We start from the raw sequence: 17,449 nt of genomic DNA, 5'->3' as shown, positions 1-17,449 counted from the left end.
AAGCTCTGCCGCGAGCTCTGATGAGGAGTAAGAACCCGAAATGACCAGTCAGTCCACCCTGCAGTCCGTGCCTGCCCTGGGCACGCGCCCGGCCTTCGGCGTAGGCCCGAGCCGCGCCGAGACCCGGGAGCAGCTCGCCAAGGCGTCGTACGACCTTCTCGTGATCGGCGGCGGCATCCTGGGCATCTCCACCGCCTGGCACGCCGCGCAGTCCGGCCTCAGGGTGGCTCTGGTCGACGCCGGCGACTTCGCCGGCGCCACCTCGTCCGCCTCCTCCAAGCTGCTCCACGGCGGTCTGCGCTATCTGCAGACCGGCGCGGTGAAGCTGGTGGCGGAGAACCACTTCGAGCGCCGTGCGGTCTCCCGTCAGGTGGCTCCCCACCTGGCGAACCCGCTCACGTTCTACCTCCCCGTGTACAAGGGCGGGCCGCACGGCGCTGCGAAGCTCGGGGCGGGCGTCTTCGCCTACTCCGCACTGTCCGCGTTCGGAGACGGCGTCGGTCACCTCCTGTCCCCCGCCAAGGCGGCGCAGGACGTGCCCGAGCTGCGCACCGACAACCTCAAGGCCGTGGCCGTGTACGGCGACGACCAGATGAACGACGCGCGCATGGCGCTGATGACGGTCCGCGGGGCCGTCGAGGCGGGCGCGGTCGTGCTCAACCACGCCGAGGTCACCGGCCTGCGCTTCACCAAGGGCCGGGTGACCGGAGCGGAGCTGAAGGACCGCCTGTCCGGCGACGAGTTCGGGGTGAGCGCCCGCCTGGTGCTGAACGCGACCGGGCCGTGGGTCGATCACCTGCGCCGGATGGAGGACCCGAACGCCGCGCCGTCGATCCGGCTGTCGAAGGGCGCGCACCTGGTCCTGAAGCGGACCTCGCCGTGGAAGGCGGCGCTCGCGACCCCGATCGACAAGTACCGCATCACGTTCGCCCTGCCCTGGGAGGACATGCTGCTGCTCGGCACCACGGACGAGGAGTTCGAGGGCGACCCGGCGGATGTCGCGGTCAACGACAAGGACATAGCCCAGATCCTGGACGAGGCCGCGTTCTCCATCCGGGACCAGCAGCTCGACCGGGATCTGATCACCTACGCGTTCGCGGGTCTGCGGGTGCTGCCGGGCGGCCCCGGTGACACCGCGAAGGCCAAGCGCGAGACGGTCGTGACCGAGGGCCGGGGCGGCATGCTGTCCGTCGCGGGCGGCAAGTGGACCACCTTCCGGCACATCGGCCGTACGGTCATGAAGAAGCTGGAGGCGCTGCCGGGCCACCCGCTGGGCGACGATTTCGAGCCCATCGCCTCGCTGCCGAAGAAGCTGCCGCTGCCGGGTATCGCGAACCCGCGCGCGGTCGCCCACCGGCTGCTGACCGACCGCCCGGCGCCGGGTCCGCGCATGGCGGCCGACACCGCCAGGCACCTGGCCACCCACTACGGTTCGCTGGCCTTCGACATCGCCCGGATCGCCAACGAGAACCCGGAGCTCGGCGAGCGCGTCCACCCGGACGCCCCGGAGATCTGGGCCCAGGTCGTCTACGCCCGGGACAACGAGTGGGCCGAGACGCAGGACGACGTGCTGCGCCGCCGTACGACGCTGACGATCCGGGGTCTGGCCTCGGACGACGTGCGGGCGAAGGTGCAGGACCTGCTCGACAAGAAGTGACCTCGTAGGCGCCGGATGAGGTTTCCGCCGGATGGGCCTCTCCCGGTGCCGGGTCCGGCCACTCCCCTGACCAGGCCGGATCGCACGAGGGCGGCCCCTTCCGCACCGGGGCCGGCCACACCGGAAGGGGCGGCTCCGCGCCGATGGAGCCGCCCCTTCCGCATGCCCCTTTCACGCGCCTCGTCCACAACGAGATCACTCGCACATAATGGGTCTGAGTGATCGGATGTCTCGCCCGACATCCTGAACGACAGGGAGGCCGGCCATGGCAGTGACCGACGAGGCGATCGAGAAGATCAAGGGCATGATCGTCTCCGGTGCGCTGCGCCCCGGCGACCGGCTCCCCAAGGAGAGCGAGCTGGCGGCCGAGCTCGGGCTGTCCCGCAACTCCCTGCGGGAGGCCGTGCGCGCCCTGTCGCTGATCCGGATCCTGGACGTACGGCAGGGCGACGGCACCTATGTCACGAGCCTGGATCCGCAACTGCTGCTGGAGGCGCTGAGCTTCGTCGTCGACTTCCACCGCGACGACACGGTGCTGGAGTTCCTCGCCGTGCGCCGCATCCTGGAGCCGGCGGCCACGGCGATGGCGGCGTCGCGGATCAGCGAGCAGCAACTGGACGCGCTGGCGAACCAGTTGGACAAGCTCGGCGACGATCCGTCGGTGGAGGAACTCGTCGCCTGTGACCTGGAGTTCCACCGGGGCATCGTGCAGAGCTCCGGCAATTCGGTGCTGTGCTCGCTCCTCGACGGCCTGTCCGGGCCGACCACGCGGGCGCGGATCTGGCGGGGGCTGACCCAGGAGGACGCGGTCAGCCGGACCCTGCGCGAACACCGGGCGATCCTGGCGGCCCTGCGGGACCGGGACGCGGAGGCGGCGCGCTCGTGGGCGACGGTGCACATCGCGAGCGTGGAGCAGTGGCTGCGTTCGACCCTGTGACCGGATCATCCCGCTTCGGCCTGACATGCCCACCATGTGGTACTGATCGGACATCGGGTCTCTCAGGAGGGTGTTCGGGGGTGGCGAACGGGGCAGTGATCCGTTCACTCCCCCGTGCAAGGGGGCTGCGGGCGCCCCCGCCGCACGCCGTAAGGTTGGTTCGTCAGGCGAGGGCACGTCGGAAGGAGGCGCTGGGTGATCGAGCTCGAGGGGGTTCCCGAGCTGATCGACCCGGTCATGGTGGCCGCGTTCGAGGGCTGGAACGATGCCGGCGACGCCGCCTCCACCGCGGTCGCGCATCTGGACAAGGAGTGGAAGGGCGAGGTGTTCGCGGCGCTGGACGCCGAGGACTACTACGACTTCCAAGTGAACCGCCCCACGGTGTGGATGGACGCGGGCGTCCGCAAGATCACGTGGCCGACGACCCGTCTCTCGGTGGTCCGGGTCGGCGGTGAGAAGCCGCGTGATCTCGTACTCGTCCGAGGTATCGAGCCTTCCATGCGCTGGCGCTCGTTCTGCAACGAGCTCCTCGGCTTCGCGCACGAACTGGGCGTGGAGCTGGTGGTCATCCTGGGTGCCCTGCTCGGCGACACCCCGCACACGCGTCCGGTCCCGATCAGCGGCACCACGTCCGACGCGGACCTGGCCCGCCGCATGGATCTGGAGGAGACCAAGTACGAGGGCCCCACGGGCATCGTCGGCATCCTTCAGGAGGCGTGCACGCACGCGGGCGTGCCGGCGGTCAGCCTCTGGGCGGCCGTACCGCACTACGTGTCGCAGCCGCCCAACCCGAAGGCGACGCTGGCCCTGCTCAACCGGCTGGAGGACCTGATCGACGTGCGCATCCCGCTGGGCGAGCTGCCCGAGGACGCGCGCGCCTGGCAGGTGGGCGTGGACCAGCTGGCCGCCGAGGACAGTGAGGTCGCCGAGTACGTCCAGTCGCTGGAGGAGGCCCGGGACACCGCGGAGCTTCCGGAGGCGTCGGGCGAGGCCATCGCCCGCGAGTTCGAGCGGTATCTGCGGCGCCGGGACGGCGGCCCGTCGGCCGGCGACCGTACGCGCCCGCCGATGCCGCCGAAGCCGGGTGCCAAGGACGACGACGAGGACTCGTCGGACGACTGAGGCCCGGGGAGCCGAAGGCAGGGCGGTGCGCGGTGGGCGCACCGCCTTTCGCCGTCACGCGGGCACGGAGATCACGTCGTACGTCGTCTCGGGCGTCGGCGTCGTCGTGAAGCGCGCGTTGGGCAGATAGAGCCGGCCCCGGTGGGCGGCCACCGTGGTCGGCACGTCGAACAGCGGGTCGGTGATTCGGCGCTGGAAGACGCCGCTGCGGCCGTCGGCGGCGAGCCTGAACACGTCGATCGCGTTCTGCCGGTTCTGCACGACGTACAGCGTCCGGCCGATCCGCAGCAGGCCGTCGCCGTTGGTGAGCGGGGCCGCGTCGCCGAGGTCGACGAGCCGGGTGACGCCGGTGCGCGGGTTCACCCGGTGCAGGCCGCCGACGCCGGACTGCACGACGAGCAGGGCGGAGCCGTCGGGCGTGCTGGTGATGCCGTTGGCGTTGACGACCTCGCCGGCGACCTGGCTCCAGTCGCCGCTCAGGGTGAGCGTCATGACCTCGTCAGCGTCCGGCAGTGCGCCGTGCCGGCCGAGCGGCAGGGCGTACAGCGCGGGCTGGTAGGAGTCGGTGAACCAGGCCGTGTGCGGGGTCAGGAACACGTCGTTGGCGAAGGTCGGGGTCGCCGTCGTGAGCCGGTAGGAGGCGAGGACGTTTCCGCTGCGGGCGTCCACGACGCGGGCGCCCTCGCCGCGTCCGGCGACGAACAGGCGTCCCCGGTGGTCGAGTTTGAGGCCGACCGAGGGTGTGCCGGGCCCGGTCGAGACGATGCCGCCCTCTCCGGTGCGCAGGTCGGCGCGGTAGATCGAGCCGTCGCCGAGGGAGCCGAGGTAGGCGTACGGTCCGCCGCCGATGGTGATGCCCTCCGGGCGGAAGCCGTTCGGGAGGTGGATCACGGTGGGCCGTGTCTTCTGCGTCCTTTCGGCCGCGGCGGCCGGGGTGCCGGCGGATCCGACGAGGAGGGCGCCGGTGGTGGCGGCGCCGGCCGTGAGGAGTCTGCGGCGGGTGAGCCGAGGTGCGAAGGAGCGGTGTTCGGGGGCCACGGTGCGTCCTTCCGCGGACAGGACCGGCCGAGAGCTGGTCCAACGGTCAACTGACTCGTCCACCCCATCACACGCCGCTCGCCTCCGCAGCACGAGACAGCCCCTCGACAGCGGCCGGACAGCATCTGGCCCGATTGTGTCGTGACATCTGTTTCAGGACGGAATGCACACGTTGCCCAATTCAACTTGTTTTCAAACCGAGTTGGCGAAATAAGGCTGGACGGGCCGGGCCGGGCGTGCTTGGTTGTCCTGCGAAGGCGCGCCGCACCACCCGTACTTGGCAACCCCAGGACCGAAGGGAGCGGCAGACGATGACCGACCAGGCAGAGCCGGCGCAGGGCCCGGGAGCGTCCGGGCCGGGGCCCGACGGAGCGGGATTCACCTACCGAGGAGCCGAGCGGGAACTGATCGTCGTCGCCCGTCCGGAGGCCCGGCTGCGTGCCCAGGCCGAGGGCGTGCGGTCGGCGGCGGGCGCCGACGTGTCGGCCCTCAACATGTTCCTCAGCGACGAACAGCTCGTGCTGGAGCCGCTGTTCGGCAGCGAGGAACGACTTCAGCAGGCCACGGACCTGGCACAGGCACCCGATCTGGCGCTGTTCTACCGGGCACGCGGTGGCGAGCGCCGGGCCGAGGAGCTGCGGGCCCGTATCGCCGCGCTGCCGGGGATCGACACGGCGTATGTGAAGCCCGGCGCGGTTCCGGCCACTGTCGGGCAGGTCGGCGAGGGCAGCGGGCGCCTGAAGGAGGGCGCGCCCGTCACACCCGACTACAGCGGCCGGCAGGGCTATCTGCGGCCGGCGCCCGAGGGCGTCGACGCGCACTGGGCCTGGCAGCGGCCCGGCGGCGCCGGTCAGGGCGTGACCGTGATCGACGTCGAGGGCTCCTGGCAGCTCGGGCACGAGGACCTGGCCGGGAAGCTGGCCGGGGTCGTGGTCGGCACCCCGCTGACCGATCTGGCCTGGCGCAACCACGGCACCGCCGTGATCGGCGTGATCGGCGGCGACCGGGGCGAGTTCGGCGTCACCGGCGTCGTGCCGGAGACGGTGACCGCGGCCGCGTCGTTCCAGGGCATCGGCACGGCGGCGGCGATCCACGCGGCGGCCGAGCGGCTGGGCCCCGGCGACATCATGCTGATCGAACTGCACCGCCCGGGGCCCCGGTTCGAGTACGCCGAGCGCGACGACCAGCGTGGCTACGTCCCGCTCGAATGGTGGCCGGACGACTACGCCGCCGTGCGCTACGCCACCGCCAAGGGCGTCCTCGTGGTGGCCGCCGCCGGCAATGGCGCCGAGTCACTGGACGACGCCGTCTACGAGCGCCGCCCGGACGAGTTCCCCGAGTCGTGGCGCAACCCGTTCAACCCCTCCAACCCGTCCTCCGGCGCGGTCCTGGTCGGCGCGGGCGCACCGCCGCCCGGCACCCACGGCCGCGATCACGGCCCGGACCGCTCACGGCTGGCGTTCTCCAACTACGGCGCCCGGGTGGACGCGCAGGGCTGGGGGCGCGAGGTGACGACGGCCGGCGGCTTCTGGGACCGGCCCGGCGACCTTCAGGGCGGGCCCGAGGAGATCGCCTGGTACACCGACACGTTCTCGGGCACGTCGTCCGCCGCCCCGCTGGTGGTCGGCGCGCTGGCCGCGCTGCAGGGCATCCTCAAGGCGGCCGGCCAGTCGCCGATGTCCCCGGAGCGGGCGCGTACGGTCCTCAGGGCGACGGGTTCCGCGCAGCAGGACGCGCCAGGGCGGCCGGCCTCGCAGCGGATCGGCAACCGGCCCGACATCAAGGCGGCGGTGACCCATCTGGTGCCGCAGGCGGTCGGCTCCGGGCCGGCCGAGCGGTACTGGGACGAGCTGCTGCCGTATCCACGCGAACTTCCGCCCAGGCTCCGGCTGTTCGTGGCCGGCGACTGGCGGAATCTGAACCATCCGTCCCCCGAAATCCGCCAGGCGGTCCACACCGCCTTCGCGGGGGGTCGGCCCGATGTCCGAGTGTGGTTCTCGGACGACGAGATCGTCGGCCTGGTGATCGCCGGCTGACGCAGCCCATCAAGGCAAGCCCATCCCATCAAGGCAAGCCCATCGCATCAAGGGAAGGTGACACCCGCATGAGCACCACCCCGCAGATGAGTCACATGGGACAACCGCAGGGCCAGCAGTTCCCGAGCACGTCGCCGTACCAACAGCAGCAGCCGTACGGCATGAGCGGGTCGCTGGAGCAGCTCCAGCAGCTCGGTCAGCAGCAGCCGTACCAGCAGTTGCTGCAACAGCTGGGCCAGCCCTACGGCGCGCAGCAGCAGGAGCAGCAGGTCGAGCAGCAGATGCAGCAGCAGCTCCAGCAGGTCGCGCTGTCGGCGGTTCAGCAGGTCGTCCAGCAGGTGCAGGCCCAGGCCCTCGCCTCCGGTGTGGCGAACGGCTTCGTCGACATCGTCCACCCGCTCCAGGGCCAGCCGCACCAGATCTTCCTGCGCATCAACAACCAGTTCCGGGTGCTCAACAACCCGAACCCGCAGATCCACCAGCAGATCCAGCAGGCCTTCGCGTTCGGTCACCAGGTGATCGGCATCTGGGACACCCAGTCGCCGAACGTGCTGCGCAGCGTCCGCATCCAGCGGTTCTGACCGGCACCTGAACGACAGGGGCGCTTCCACCCGTGGGGTGGAAGCGCCCTTCCATGTCGGAGGAGCGTTACAGGGCGACGCCCAGCAGCGCGTCCACGGCCCGGGACACCACGCCGGGGGCGCCGGTGTCCGTACCGCCCTCGGCGTTCTGGCGGGCCACCCAGCGGTCGACCGCGGCGAGCGCGGCCGGCGCGTCCAGGTCGTGGGCGAGGGCGTCGCGGATCTCCTCGACGAGCGCCTCGGCCGACGGCCCGTCGGGGCGGGAGACCGCGGCGCGCCAGCGGTCGAGGCGGGCGAGGGCGTCCTGGAGCACCTGGTCGGTCCACTCCCAGTCGGCCCGGTAGTGGTGGGCGAGCAGGGCGAGCCGGATGGCGGCGGGGTCGACGCCGTCGCGGCGCAGCCGGGACACGAAGACGAGGTTGCCCTTGGACTTGGACATCTTCTCGCCGTGCAGGGCGACCATGCCGGCGTGGACGTAGGCCTTGGCCATGGGGAACTCGCCCGTCAGCACCTGGGCGTGCGAGGCGCCCATCTCATGGTGCGGGAAGGCGAGGTCGGAGCCGCCGCCCTGGACGTCGAAGGTCATGCCGAGGTGGTCGAGGGCGATGGCGACGCACTCGATGTGCCAGCCGGGCCGGCCGCGCCCGAGGGAGCCGCCGTCCCAGCTGGGCTCGCCGGGCCGGGCCGCCATCCACAGCATCGGGTCGAGGGGGTTCTTCTTGCCCGGGCGGTCCGGGTCGCCGCCGCGCTCGGCGGACAGCAGCCGCATGGCGGCGGCGTCGAGGCTGGAGACCTTGCCGAAGTTGGGGTCGGACTCGACGGAGAAGTAGACGTCGCCGTCGAGTTCGTACGCGGCGCCGGCGTCCCGCAGTCGCTCGACGAGCGGGACGATGCCGGGTATCGCCTCGACCGCGCCGATGTAGTGCTGCGGGGGCAGCATCCGCAGGGCGGTCATGTCCTCGCGGAAGAGGGCGGTCTCCTTCTCGGCGAGGGCGGCCCAGTCGATGTCGTCGCGCTCGGCCCGCTCCAGGAGCGGATCGTCCACGTCGGTGACGTTCTGGACATAGTGAACCTGCCGCTTGGTGTCGAGCCACACGCGCTGCACGAGGTCGAACGCGTTGTAGGTCGCCGCGTGTCCCAGGTGGGTGGCGTCGTACGGCGTGATGCCACAGACGTAGATACGGGCGACGGGACCGGGGTTCAGGGTGACCAGACCGCCGGTCGCGGTGTCGTGGATCCTCAGGTCGCGGCCCTGACCGGGCAGGGCGGGGACCTCAGAAGCGGGCCAGGCATGCATGTCATGAGCCTAACCGGACGGATGTTCCGTACACGAACCGGACCGGGTCGGATGGCCGGGAATGCCTGCTTGCCCGACAGCGGCCACTGTGCTGCTAGACGGGGGGCCACGGAATGGCGGGCCACTCCCCGCTCGGCTCCGGATGCCTGCCCGAGGCGAGCAACACATCGACACGCGCGCGCGTGGCCGCCACTTCGGCGGTGGTGATCAGCTCCGCGAGCCGCACGGCCAGTGTGCCGCCCTCCTTGAGGGCCTCCCGCAGGCCGCCGAGCACCTCGACGGCCTCGTCGGTCAGCGCCTCGCCCGCCCAGCCCCACAGCAGCGTCCGCAGCTTGTTCTCGGCGTTGAAGGTCACACCGTGGTCGATGCCGTACAGCCGGCCGTCCTCGGTGGGCAGCAGGTGGCCGCCCTTGCGGTCGGCGTTGTTGATCACGGCGTCCAGCACGGCCATGCGCCGCAGCCGCTCGTCGTCGGCGTGCACGAGCAGCGCGGTCCTGCCCTCCCCGACCTCGGCGAGGCCGATCGCCCTCCAGCCGGGTCCGGGCTCCTCGCCGTCCACCAGGGCGAGCAGCTCGGCCTCGGGGGCCGCGTCGATCCACAGCTGGACCATGCCCTCGCCGTACGGCCCGTCCCGCAGCACGGTGGGCGGCACCAGCCCCCAGCCGGTCGCCTCGGAGACCTCGTACGCGGCGACCTCGCGCTCGGCGAGCGTCCCGTCGGGGAAGTCCCACAGGGGACGCTCACCGGCGACCGGCTTGTAGACGCAGGACGCCTCCTGCCCCTGGTGCGCGACGGTGCAGAACAGTGCCGCGTTGGACGCGTCCCGGATGCGGCCGCGCACGGTCAGCTCGCCCTCGGTGAGCAGGTGCACCGAGGTCACGCTCCGCGGCGGTATCCGTTCTGGCGCGGACATACGTGTCCTTCCGGGTCGAGCGGGAGGCTGCACAGCGGGCACGGCGGCCGCCCGGCGTTGACGACGTCCAGGGCGCGCTTGGCGAAGGCCCTCGCCTGGGCGCCGGTGAGCCGGACCCGCAGCATCGGGGGCCCGTTCTCCTCGTCCTGGAGCAGCCGCTCCTCGGCCTCGGCGAGGTCCTCCTCGGAGTCGGCGTCCAGCTCCACCAGGGCCTGGGCCTCGACGATCATGCGCTGTTCCTCGCCGTCCCAGGCCAGGGCCATGGTGCCGACGCGGAACTCCTCCTCGATGGGGGTGTCCAGCGGGTCGGAGTCGGCGATCTCGGTGGGCGCCACGGCGGGGACGGCGGCGCTGCCGCCACTACGCCGTACGACCTCGTCGAGCAGTTCGTCCATGCGCTCGGCGAGGGCGGCGACCTGGGTCTTCTCCAGGGCCACGCTGGTCACCCGGGAGCCTGCGGTGGCCTGGAGGAAGAACGTACGGCGCCCGGGCAGTCCGACCGTACCGGCCACGAAGCGGTCCGGGGGGTCGTAGAGGAACACCTGACGGGACACGTCCTGTCTCCTGGAGTCGTGGATGGGTGCGGCGCTGCTTCGACCGCTTCACCCTACTGCGCCCGACGATCACGGTGCGCCCGCGCCGCCCCCGACCGTCGCGTCGCCGGCCGGCGGTTCCTCGCGCGGGGCGAGGGACGCGAAGTCACCGGTGTCCCCGAGGCGTACGAGGAACGGCCTCAGGCGTGTGTAGCGGATCGCGGTGATGGAACACGGTTCGACGGAAATCCTCTGGAAGAGGTCGAGATGAAGACCGAGTGCGTCCGCCACGAGCGACTTGATGACATCGCCGTGCGAGCACATCAGGTACACGGCGTCGGCGCCGTGATCGCGCTCCACGCGCGCGTTCCACTCGCGTACGGCCTCCGCGGCCCGGGTCTGCATCGCCCGCATCGACTCGCCGCCGGGGAACGCGGCCGCCGACGGGTGGGCCTGGACGACCTCCATCAGCGGCTCGTCGCCCAGTTCCGCGAGCTTGCGGCCGGACCAGTCGCCGTAGTCGCACTCCCCGATCCGCTCGTCGGTGTGCGCGGTCAGTCCCCGCTCCTCGACGAGCGGCCGGATCGTCTCCTGGCAGCGCTGGAGGGGGCTGGTGACGATCTCGCAGAGCGGCAGTTCGGCGAGCCGGGCGGGCAGTGCGGCGGCCTGCCGGGTCCCGCGCTCGTCGAGGGCGACGCCGGGCGTCCAGCCGGCGAGCAGCCCCTCGGTGTTGGCGGTGGAACGTCCGTGCCGGACCAGGATCAGCGTGGGCATGCCGCCCAGGGTAGGCGTACGACCGGGTGCGTTCGGGCGCTCGGGGCGGGAGAATACGCTCCGTGATCGTCGACTGCGCCATCTACCGGGACGGGCGCCGGACACAAGGGCCGCCGGACTTCTCCGACGCCCTGGATCTGTGCCGTCTGCAGGACGACGCGTTCGTGTGGATCGGCCTGTACGAGCCCACGGAGAAGGAGTTCGATCAGGTCGCGGAGGAGTTCGGGCTGCACCCGCTGGCCGTGGAGGACGCCCTGAACGCGCACCAGCGGCCGAAGCTGGAGGTCTACGACGACTCGCTGTTCATGGTCCTCAAGCCGGTCGGCTACGAGCCGAAGAGCGACATCGTCTCCTCCGGGGAGGTCATGGTCTTCATCGGCGACTCGTTCGTGGTGACCGTCCGGCACGGCGTGGAGGCCCCGCTGGGCGTCGTACGGCACCGTCTGGAGCACGAGCCGGAGATGCTGCGGCACGGTCCCACGGCGGTGCTGTACACGATCGCCGACGCGGTGGTGGACCACTATCTGGAGGTGGCGGGCGAGTTGGGCCGGGACCTGGAGGAGCTGGAGGCGGAGGTGTTCTCGCCGACCGGCGGCGGCTCCCGGCACACGGCGTCGCGCATCTACGCCTTCAAGCGGCAGATCCTGGAGTTCCGCAGGGCCACCGGCCCGCTCGCCCAGCCGTTGACCCGGCTCGCGGGCACGGGGCTGATCGGCGCGCGGGTGCCGTTCGTGCACGACAAGGCGCAGCCCTTCTTCCGCGACGTGAGCGATCACCTCACGCGCGTGAACGAGTCCGTGGAGGGCCTGGACCGGCTGGTCTCCGACGTGCTGTCGGCGCATCTGGCGCAGATGAGCGTCCGGCAGAACGACGACATGCGGAAGATCTCCGCGTGGGCGGCCATGGCCGCGGTCCCCACGATGATCGCGGGGATCTACGGCATGAACTTCGAGCACATGCCGGAACTGCACTGGCTCGGTTCGTATCCGGCGCTGATCCTGGGCATGGCCGCCCTGGAGGTACTGCTGTTCCGGCTGTTCAAGCGCCGGGGCTGGCTGTAGCCGTCACGTCGGTTGTCGTCACCTCGGTGGTCGTCACCTCGGTTGTCGTCAGGCGAACTCGGGTGCGGAGGCGGCGGGTCCGCCGAGGGCGTCGCGCCGTTCCGGCGTCTTCAGGGACACCATGCGCCGCCAGCCCGCGAGCCGCTCCCAGGCGTACACGGCGTGGATGCCGGCGGCGAGCACGGCCGCCTTCGGCCGCGGCCAGCCGAGGATGCGCCCCATGTGGTCCATGACGGCGAGGCTGACGTCCCGGTAGATCCGGATCTCGGCGAGGGCGCACTCGCGCAGCGTGGCCTGGATCAGCCGGCCGTGCCCGGCGGCCGCGAAGCGCAGCAGTTCCTCGTGCGTGTAGGCGAGGTGGTTGTCCTCGTCGTCGGAGATCATCCGGACGGCCTTGCCGATCACGGGGTGGTCCCCGAAGTACTTGCGGAGCATGATCATCTGTTCGGAGGCGCGCTGCTCGGTGACCCGGCTGTGCGCGAGGTAGGTGATGATGTCCTCGACCGTGAGCGGCTCGTCCGCCTTGAGCTTCTCGTGGGCGAGACCGATGCCGTGCTTCTCCAGGAGCATCGTGTAGTCGGTCTCGTGCGGGACGGGGGCGGGTTCGAGGCCGCGCTTCTTCAGCAGGGCGTTGAAGATCCGCCCGTGCTTGTCCTCGTCCGCGCCGTGCCGGGTGATCTTGGGGGCCATGGCGCGCTCGCCGTCGGGTACGAGCGCGGCGATACGCGCGTTCTCCCAGCCGCCCTGGGACTCGCCGCTGGCCGCGATGGAGCAGAACAGGCGGAAGGACTCGTCGTTGTCGAGGATCTCCTGGAACAGACTCTTCGCCGAAAGCATCGTGGGGCACCTCTCTTAAGGACGCCGCAGGATTCCGCAAAGAACGAGTCAAATGCGGCGCGAGGGGTGCCGCAACAGCTACGACGGACAACTCCGCCAAAAGAATGACCATCCGCGTGACGACAGAGGCGTAACCGCGTGGGCACGCGCGCGTTGTATCTGCGTGACGGCCGTGGCGGGGAAGACCCCCCGAGCCCCCACCACGGCCGCTGGAACTCCCCCGTCGTACGGCCCTCGTGTCACGCCAGCCCGGCGCGCTCCAGGGCCTCGCCGCCGGCGCGGAGCGAGGCGATCCGCTCGTCGAGCGTGAAGCCCGCGGGCGCCAGGGACAGGGTGGTGACCCCGGCCGCGGCGTAGGCCTTCATCCGGTCGGCGATACGGTCGACGGAGCCGAGCAGCGTGGTCTTGTCGATCAGGTCCTGCGGTACGGCGGCCGCGGCGCCCTGCTTGTCGCCGGAGAGGTACCTGGTCTGGATCTCGGCGGCTTCCTTCTCGTAACCCATGCGCTGGGCGAGCTGGTTGTAGAAGTTCTGCTTGGGGCTGCCCATGCCGCCGACGTACAGCGCGGTGTAGGGGCGGAAGGTGTCGGCGAGCGTGGCCACGTCCTTGTCGTCACCCACGGCCAGCGGCAGGGTCGGGCAGACGTCGAACCCGTCGAGGGTCTTGCCGGCCTTCTCGCGCCCGGCGCGCAGGTGCTTGACGGCGGTGTCCTCCAGGTGGTCCGCGGAGGGGAAGATCAGCAGGGCGCCGTCGGCGATCTCGCCGGTCTGCTCCAGGTTCTTCGGGCCGATGGCGGCGATGTACAGCGGGATGTGCTCACGCTGCGGGTGCACGGTCAGCTTGATCGGCTTGCCGGGGCCGCCGGGCAGCGGAAGCGTCCAGTGCTGCCCCTCGTAGGTCAGGCGCTCGCGCGTCATGGCCCTGCGGACGATCTCGACGTACTCACGCGTGCGTGCCAGCGGCTTGTCGAACTTGACGCCGTACCAGCCCTCGGAGACCTGCGGCCCGGAGACGCCGAGGCCCAGCCGGAAGCGGCCGCCGGAGAGCGAGTCCAGGGTCGCGGCGGTCATCGCGGTCATGGCCGGCTGGCGGGCCGGGATCTGGAAGATGGCGGAGCCGACGTCGATGCGCTCGGTCTGGGCGGCGACCCAGCTGAGCACGGTGGCCGCGTCCGACCCGTAGGCCTCGGCGGCCCAGCACACGGCGTAGCCCAGCCGGTCGGCCTCCTGCGCGACGGCGAGGTTGTCCGCGTCCATTCCGGCGCCCCAGTAGCCGAGGTTGATCCCGAGCTGCATGGCCGATCCCCTTACCGATCAGTAACGTCCCTTGTGGACCAGACCTTAGCGCGGCCGGCGGCCGGCGGGGAGGCCGATGTGGCGGGCGTCGCGCGACGGGCTTGCCGCATCCCCGGTGACGGTCCCGCAAACTGCTCATCCACAGGCCCCCACATGGCAGGTTCTGGCCAGTAATCTCGGCGTTCATGGAGCAGAGGCATCTCGGCCGCACCGGCCTGCGCGTGTCCCGGATCGGGCTCGGCACCCTCACCTGGGGCAGGGACACCGACGAGCACGACGCCGCGGACCTCTTGAAGACGTTCTGGGAGGCGGGCGGCACCCTCGTCGACACGGCGGACGTGTACGGCGACGGGGAGGCCGAGTACCTGCTGGGGCGGCTCATGGAGGGGCTGGTCCCGCGCCGGGACCTGGTCATCTCGACGAAGGCGGGCAGCGTCCCCGACCCGGACCGCCGCTTCGACGGCTCGCGCGGCCATCTGCTCTCCGCGCTGGACGCCTCGCTCACCCGGCTCGGCACCGAGTACGTCGACGTCTGGCACATCCACGCCTACGACCCCAGCACCCCGCTGGAGGAGACCCTCCAGGCACTCGACCTGGCGGTCAGCAGCGGCCGCGCGCGCTACGCGGGCGTCTCCAACTTCTGCGGCTGGCAGCTCGCCAAGGCGGCGACCTGGCAGCTCGCGGCGCCCGGCATACGCACCCGGCTGGCCAGCACCCAGCTCGAGTACTCACTGCTGCAGCGCGGCGTGGAACGCGAGGTGCTGCCGGCCGCGCTGGACCTGGGCATCGGCCTGCTGCCCTCCTCCCCGCTCGGCCGGGGCGTGCTGACGGGCAAGTACCGCGACGCGACACCGGCCGACTCGCGCGGCGCCTCGGAGCATCTGGCGCCGTTCGTCGCGCCGTACCTCGACGACACGGCGAGCCGCATCGTGGACGCCGTGCAGACGGCGGCCGACGGGCTGGCCGTCTCCCCGCTCCAGGTCGCCCTCGCCTGGGTCCGCGACCGGCCCGGAGTGACCGCGCCGGTCATAGGCGCGCGCAACGCACAGCAGCTCACGGCGGCGTTGTCAGTGGAGGCCCTTAGTCTTCCTGACGAGATCTGCCGGGCGCTCGACGACGTGTCGGCGCCCGTGCACCGCTATCCCGATCACGACTGGAGCATGCTGTGAGCACGGAGCCACCCGAGACCACGGAGGACACCGAGCCGGGGACGCCGGGTGCCGCGCCGCAGGGCGAGAGCGCCGCCTCGGCCCCGGAAGGTGCGGGCGCGGATCCGGCCGAGGACGGCGACGACGCGGCGCGGCGGTCGGAGGCCGAGGCCGAGCTCGCCGCTCAGCGGATCGAGCGGGAGCGGATCGAGCGGCGCAAGGCCGAGAGGCAGGGGCCCATCGACAGCGGGGCCAAGCTCAGCGGGCAGGCGGCCGATCTGCTCGCGGCCGTACGGGCCGTGGAGAGCGGCGCGAAGCCCGCGGCCGCCGTCTTCAGCGAGCCGGAGCCCCCGCGCCGCCCCGCCCCGGAACCGGTACGCCGGCCGCAGCCGACGCCGGCGTCCGACGCGCCCTCGGCCCCCGCGCCGGAGACCGTCGAGTCGGTACGGCGTGTGCTGGCCGACGGCGGCGCCCCGGAGGCGCTCGCCGCACAGGCCGCCGCGGTGCTCGGCGAGACGGCGGCCGACCAGCTCCGGGCGGACCCCTGGCAGTTGCTGCGGGTCGGCGGCGTACGGCCCGAGCAGGCCGACGGGTTCGCGCGGGCGCTGCTCGGCGCCCAGTGCGGACCGGATGACGAGCGGCGCGGGCGTGCGGTCACCGTCTGGCTCCTGGAGCAGGCGGCGTTGGCCGGGCACACGGCCCTGGAGATACCGGCGCTCACCGCCGCGCTGGACCGGCGGGGCGTGCCCGACGCCGATGCGGCCGTGCAGCACACCCTGGCCGAGGGCGAGGCCCTGGCCTTCCAGGACGCCCTGGACGAGCCCGGCGCCCCGGCCCGGCGGGACGAGGAGGCGGCGCGGGACGAGGACGGCGAGGAGGAGCGGCCCGTCCGGGTCCTCGTCGGTCTGGAGCGGTACGCCCTCGCGGAGGAGAGCCTCGCCGACGGACTGGCCCGTCTGATCAACTCGGTGCCGAAGCAGGACGGTTCGGCCGAGGAGTGGGAGCGGGCGGCGGCCGGCGCGGGCTCCGCCGCCGACCTGATCCGCGCGGTCGCGGCCGGCGGCCTGGTCCTGCACACCGGCGGGGAGGCGTCCCGCGCCGAACCGGCGGCGCTGCTGGGCGCGGCGCGGGCTCTGGGGCTGCGGGCCTGGGCGGCGACGCACAGCCCGCTGGGCCGGGAGCGGTTCTCGGCGCTGCTCGCCCCGGCGGCGGCCGACGCGCCCGGCGTCGCCACCGTGGCCGGCCTGCTCTCCGGTGCCGAGGGCCCCGGGCGGGATGCGGAAGGGGCGTTGGACCTCGATCTGCTCGTGGTGCTGGACGCGCCGCAGCTGGACGTCGAGACGGCCGCGCTGCTCACCGAGTCGCTGCCGGACGGGGCTCGGCTGGTGCTGGCCGGGGATCCGGGCGTGCTGTGGTCGGCGGGGCCGGGGCGGGTGTTCGCCGATCTGCTGGCGGCGCGGGTCTGCCCGCAGATCGCCTCGCGGCGACCGGACCCCGGCCCACTGGGCGAGCTGCTGTCCGGTGTCGGCATCGGCGAGCTGAACCAGGTCGAGGCGCCCGGCAAGGAGGTCGTGATCGTGCCCGTGCGGGACGCGGGCGAGGCCGTGCACCGCACCGTGCAGCTCGTCGCGGACTCGGTGCCGCGGGCGATCGGGGTGCCGGCCGAGGAGACGCAGGTGATCACGCCGGGCCACGGAGGCGCGGCGGGCACGCGCGCGCTCAACGCCGCGCTCAAGGAGCGGCTCAACCCCGGTCCCGGCCGCTTCGGCGGCTTCGACCCCGGTGACCGCGTCGCGTACTCCCCCGCACCGGGCCGCACGGTCTGCGGCCAGGTGGTGCGGGCCGACGCCGAGGGACTGCACCTGTCCTGTGCGGGTGCGCAGGTGGTCGTGGAGAAGGAGCGGGTGGAGCGGTCCGTGCGGCACGGCTGGGCCCTGACCGCCCACCAGGCGGCGGGCGGCCGGTGGCCGGCGGTGGTCGTGGTGCTGCCGGGCGACTCCGCGCAGGCGTTGAGCAGACCGTGGGTGTACACGGCGTTCGGACGGGCGGAGCGTCATCTGTCCGTGGTCCACGGCGTGGAGCAGGCGCTGCCCCGAGCGGTCGCCGAGATCCCGCCGAAGCCGCGCACGACCCGCCTGCCCGTCCTGCTCGGTACGCAGGTGCCGTCGGCGGGCTGACCGGGCCGCACCGCACCGCGCCCGCACACGACGACGGCGGCGG

The 17,449-nt window shown here is 72.3% G+C and carries 15 protein-coding genes; 8 read left to right on the top strand and 7 right to left on the bottom strand.

The genetic code is table 11. The features are described 5' to 3' along the window. The first annotated feature begins 40 nt into the window (after positions 1-40). The 3 genes from IM697_RS14265 to IM697_RS14255 all read left to right on the top strand — a co-directional run bounded on the left by IM697_RS14265 (position 41) and on the right by IM697_RS14255 (position 3,716). Positions 41-1,657, top strand: coding sequence for a glycerol-3-phosphate dehydrogenase/oxidase (locus IM697_RS14265; protein ID WP_194048061.1), 1,617 nt, complete (start codon positions 41-43; stop codon positions 1,655-1,657). A 265-nt stretch (positions 1,658-1,922) separates the two neighbouring features. Next, positions 1,923-2,594 carry a FadR/GntR family transcriptional regulator gene (locus IM697_RS14260; protein ID WP_194048060.1) on the top strand — a complete coding sequence of 224 codons (672 nt, stop codon included), beginning with the start codon at positions 1,923-1,925 and terminating at the stop codon, positions 2,592-2,594. Between the two features lie 195 nt (positions 2,595-2,789). Beyond that, positions 2,790-3,716, top strand: coding sequence for a PAC2 family protein (locus tag IM697_RS14255; protein ID WP_194048059.1), 927 nt, complete (start codon positions 2,790-2,792; stop codon positions 3,714-3,716). A gap of 54 nt (positions 3,717-3,770) precedes the next feature. Here IM697_RS14255 and IM697_RS14250 read toward each other — a convergent pair whose 3' ends face one another. Then, on the bottom strand, positions 3,771-4,754 hold the full coding sequence (locus tag IM697_RS14250) for an SMP-30/gluconolactonase/LRE family protein (protein ID WP_194048058.1): 984 nt from the start codon (positions 4,752-4,754) through the stop codon (positions 3,771-3,773). Positions 4,755-5,065: 311 nt separating this feature from the next. Here IM697_RS14250 and IM697_RS14245 point away from each other — a divergent pair, with 311 nt between their 5' ends. Both IM697_RS14245 and IM697_RS14240 read left to right on the top strand, forming a co-directional pair. Further along, positions 5,066-6,790 carry a S8 family peptidase gene (locus IM697_RS14245; protein WP_194048057.1) on the top strand — a complete coding sequence of 575 codons (1,725 nt, stop codon included), beginning with the start codon at positions 5,066-5,068 and terminating at the stop codon, positions 6,788-6,790. Between the two features lie 68 nt (positions 6,791-6,858). After that, positions 6,859-7,371 carry a hypothetical protein gene (locus IM697_RS14240; protein WP_194048056.1) on the top strand — a complete coding sequence of 171 codons (513 nt, stop codon included), beginning with the start codon at positions 6,859-6,861 and terminating at the stop codon, positions 7,369-7,371. Positions 7,372-7,438: 67 nt separating this feature from the next. On the opposite strand, the gene mshC is transcribed toward IM697_RS14240, so the two are convergent. The 4 genes from mshC to IM697_RS14220 form a co-directional block, all read right to left on the bottom strand. Further along, positions 7,439-8,668, bottom strand: coding sequence for a cysteine--1-D-myo-inosityl 2-amino-2-deoxy-alpha-D-glucopyranoside ligase (gene mshC / locus IM697_RS14235; protein ID WP_194048055.1), 1,230 nt, complete (start codon positions 8,666-8,668; stop codon positions 7,439-7,441). 94 nt (positions 8,669-8,762) lie between these two features. After that, entirely contained in the window at positions 8,763-9,581 is an 819-nt protein-coding gene (locus tag IM697_RS14230; RefSeq protein ID WP_194048054.1) for an SCO1664 family protein, read from the bottom strand. Further along, positions 9,545-10,135: a DUF3090 domain-containing protein gene (locus tag IM697_RS14225; protein WP_194048053.1), complete on the bottom strand. Its 591-nt coding sequence runs from the start codon at positions 10,133-10,135 to the stop codon at positions 9,545-9,547. Before IM697_RS14225 ends, IM697_RS14230 begins: the two co-directional genes overlap by 37 nt. Before the next feature lie 69 nt (positions 10,136-10,204). Further along, entirely contained in the window at positions 10,205-10,888 is a 684-nt protein-coding gene (locus tag IM697_RS14220; protein WP_194048052.1) for a histidine phosphatase family protein, read from the bottom strand. Positions 10,889-10,950: 62 nt separating this feature from the next. Here IM697_RS14220 and IM697_RS14215 point away from each other — a divergent pair, with 62 nt between their 5' ends. Next, a complete protein-coding gene (locus IM697_RS14215) occupies positions 10,951-11,949 on the top strand; it encodes a magnesium and cobalt transport protein CorA (RefSeq protein WP_194048051.1) in 999 nt (332 codons plus the stop codon). Between the two features lie 48 nt (positions 11,950-11,997). Here IM697_RS14215 and IM697_RS14210 read toward each other — a convergent pair whose 3' ends face one another. Continuing rightward, complete coding sequence (locus IM697_RS14210) at positions 11,998-12,786, bottom strand: ferritin-like domain-containing protein (protein WP_194048050.1); 789 nt, start codon at positions 12,784-12,786, stop codon at positions 11,998-12,000. Between the two features lie 239 nt (positions 12,787-13,025). Further along, positions 13,026-14,081 carry an LLM class F420-dependent oxidoreductase gene (locus tag IM697_RS14205; protein WP_194048049.1) on the bottom strand — a complete coding sequence of 352 codons (1,056 nt, stop codon included), beginning with the start codon at positions 14,079-14,081 and terminating at the stop codon, positions 13,026-13,028. Positions 14,082-14,266: 185 nt separating this feature from the next. Here IM697_RS14205 and IM697_RS14200 point away from each other — a divergent pair, with 185 nt between their 5' ends. Together IM697_RS14200 and IM697_RS14195 are read left to right on the top strand one after the other, a co-directional pair. Then, the gene (locus IM697_RS14200) at positions 14,267-15,250 is read left to right on the top strand and encodes an aldo/keto reductase (protein ID WP_194048048.1); all 984 of its coding nucleotides are present in this window, start codon (positions 14,267-14,269) and stop codon (positions 15,248-15,250) included. After that, positions 15,247-17,406 (top strand): helix-hairpin-helix domain-containing protein, encoded by a 2,160-nt coding sequence (locus IM697_RS14195; protein ID WP_194048047.1) that lies wholly within the window; start codon positions 15,247-15,249, stop codon positions 17,404-17,406. The genes IM697_RS14200 and IM697_RS14195 overlap by 4 nt, the downstream gene beginning before the upstream one ends. Positions 17,407-17,449 lie beyond the last annotated feature (43 nt).

The organism is Streptomyces ferrugineus (genome assembly GCF_015160855.1).
Classification (GTDB): domain Bacteria; phylum Actinomycetota; class Actinomycetes; order Streptomycetales; family Streptomycetaceae; genus Streptomyces; species Streptomyces ferrugineus.
This window is presented reverse-complemented; position numbering and strand designations above follow the sequence as displayed.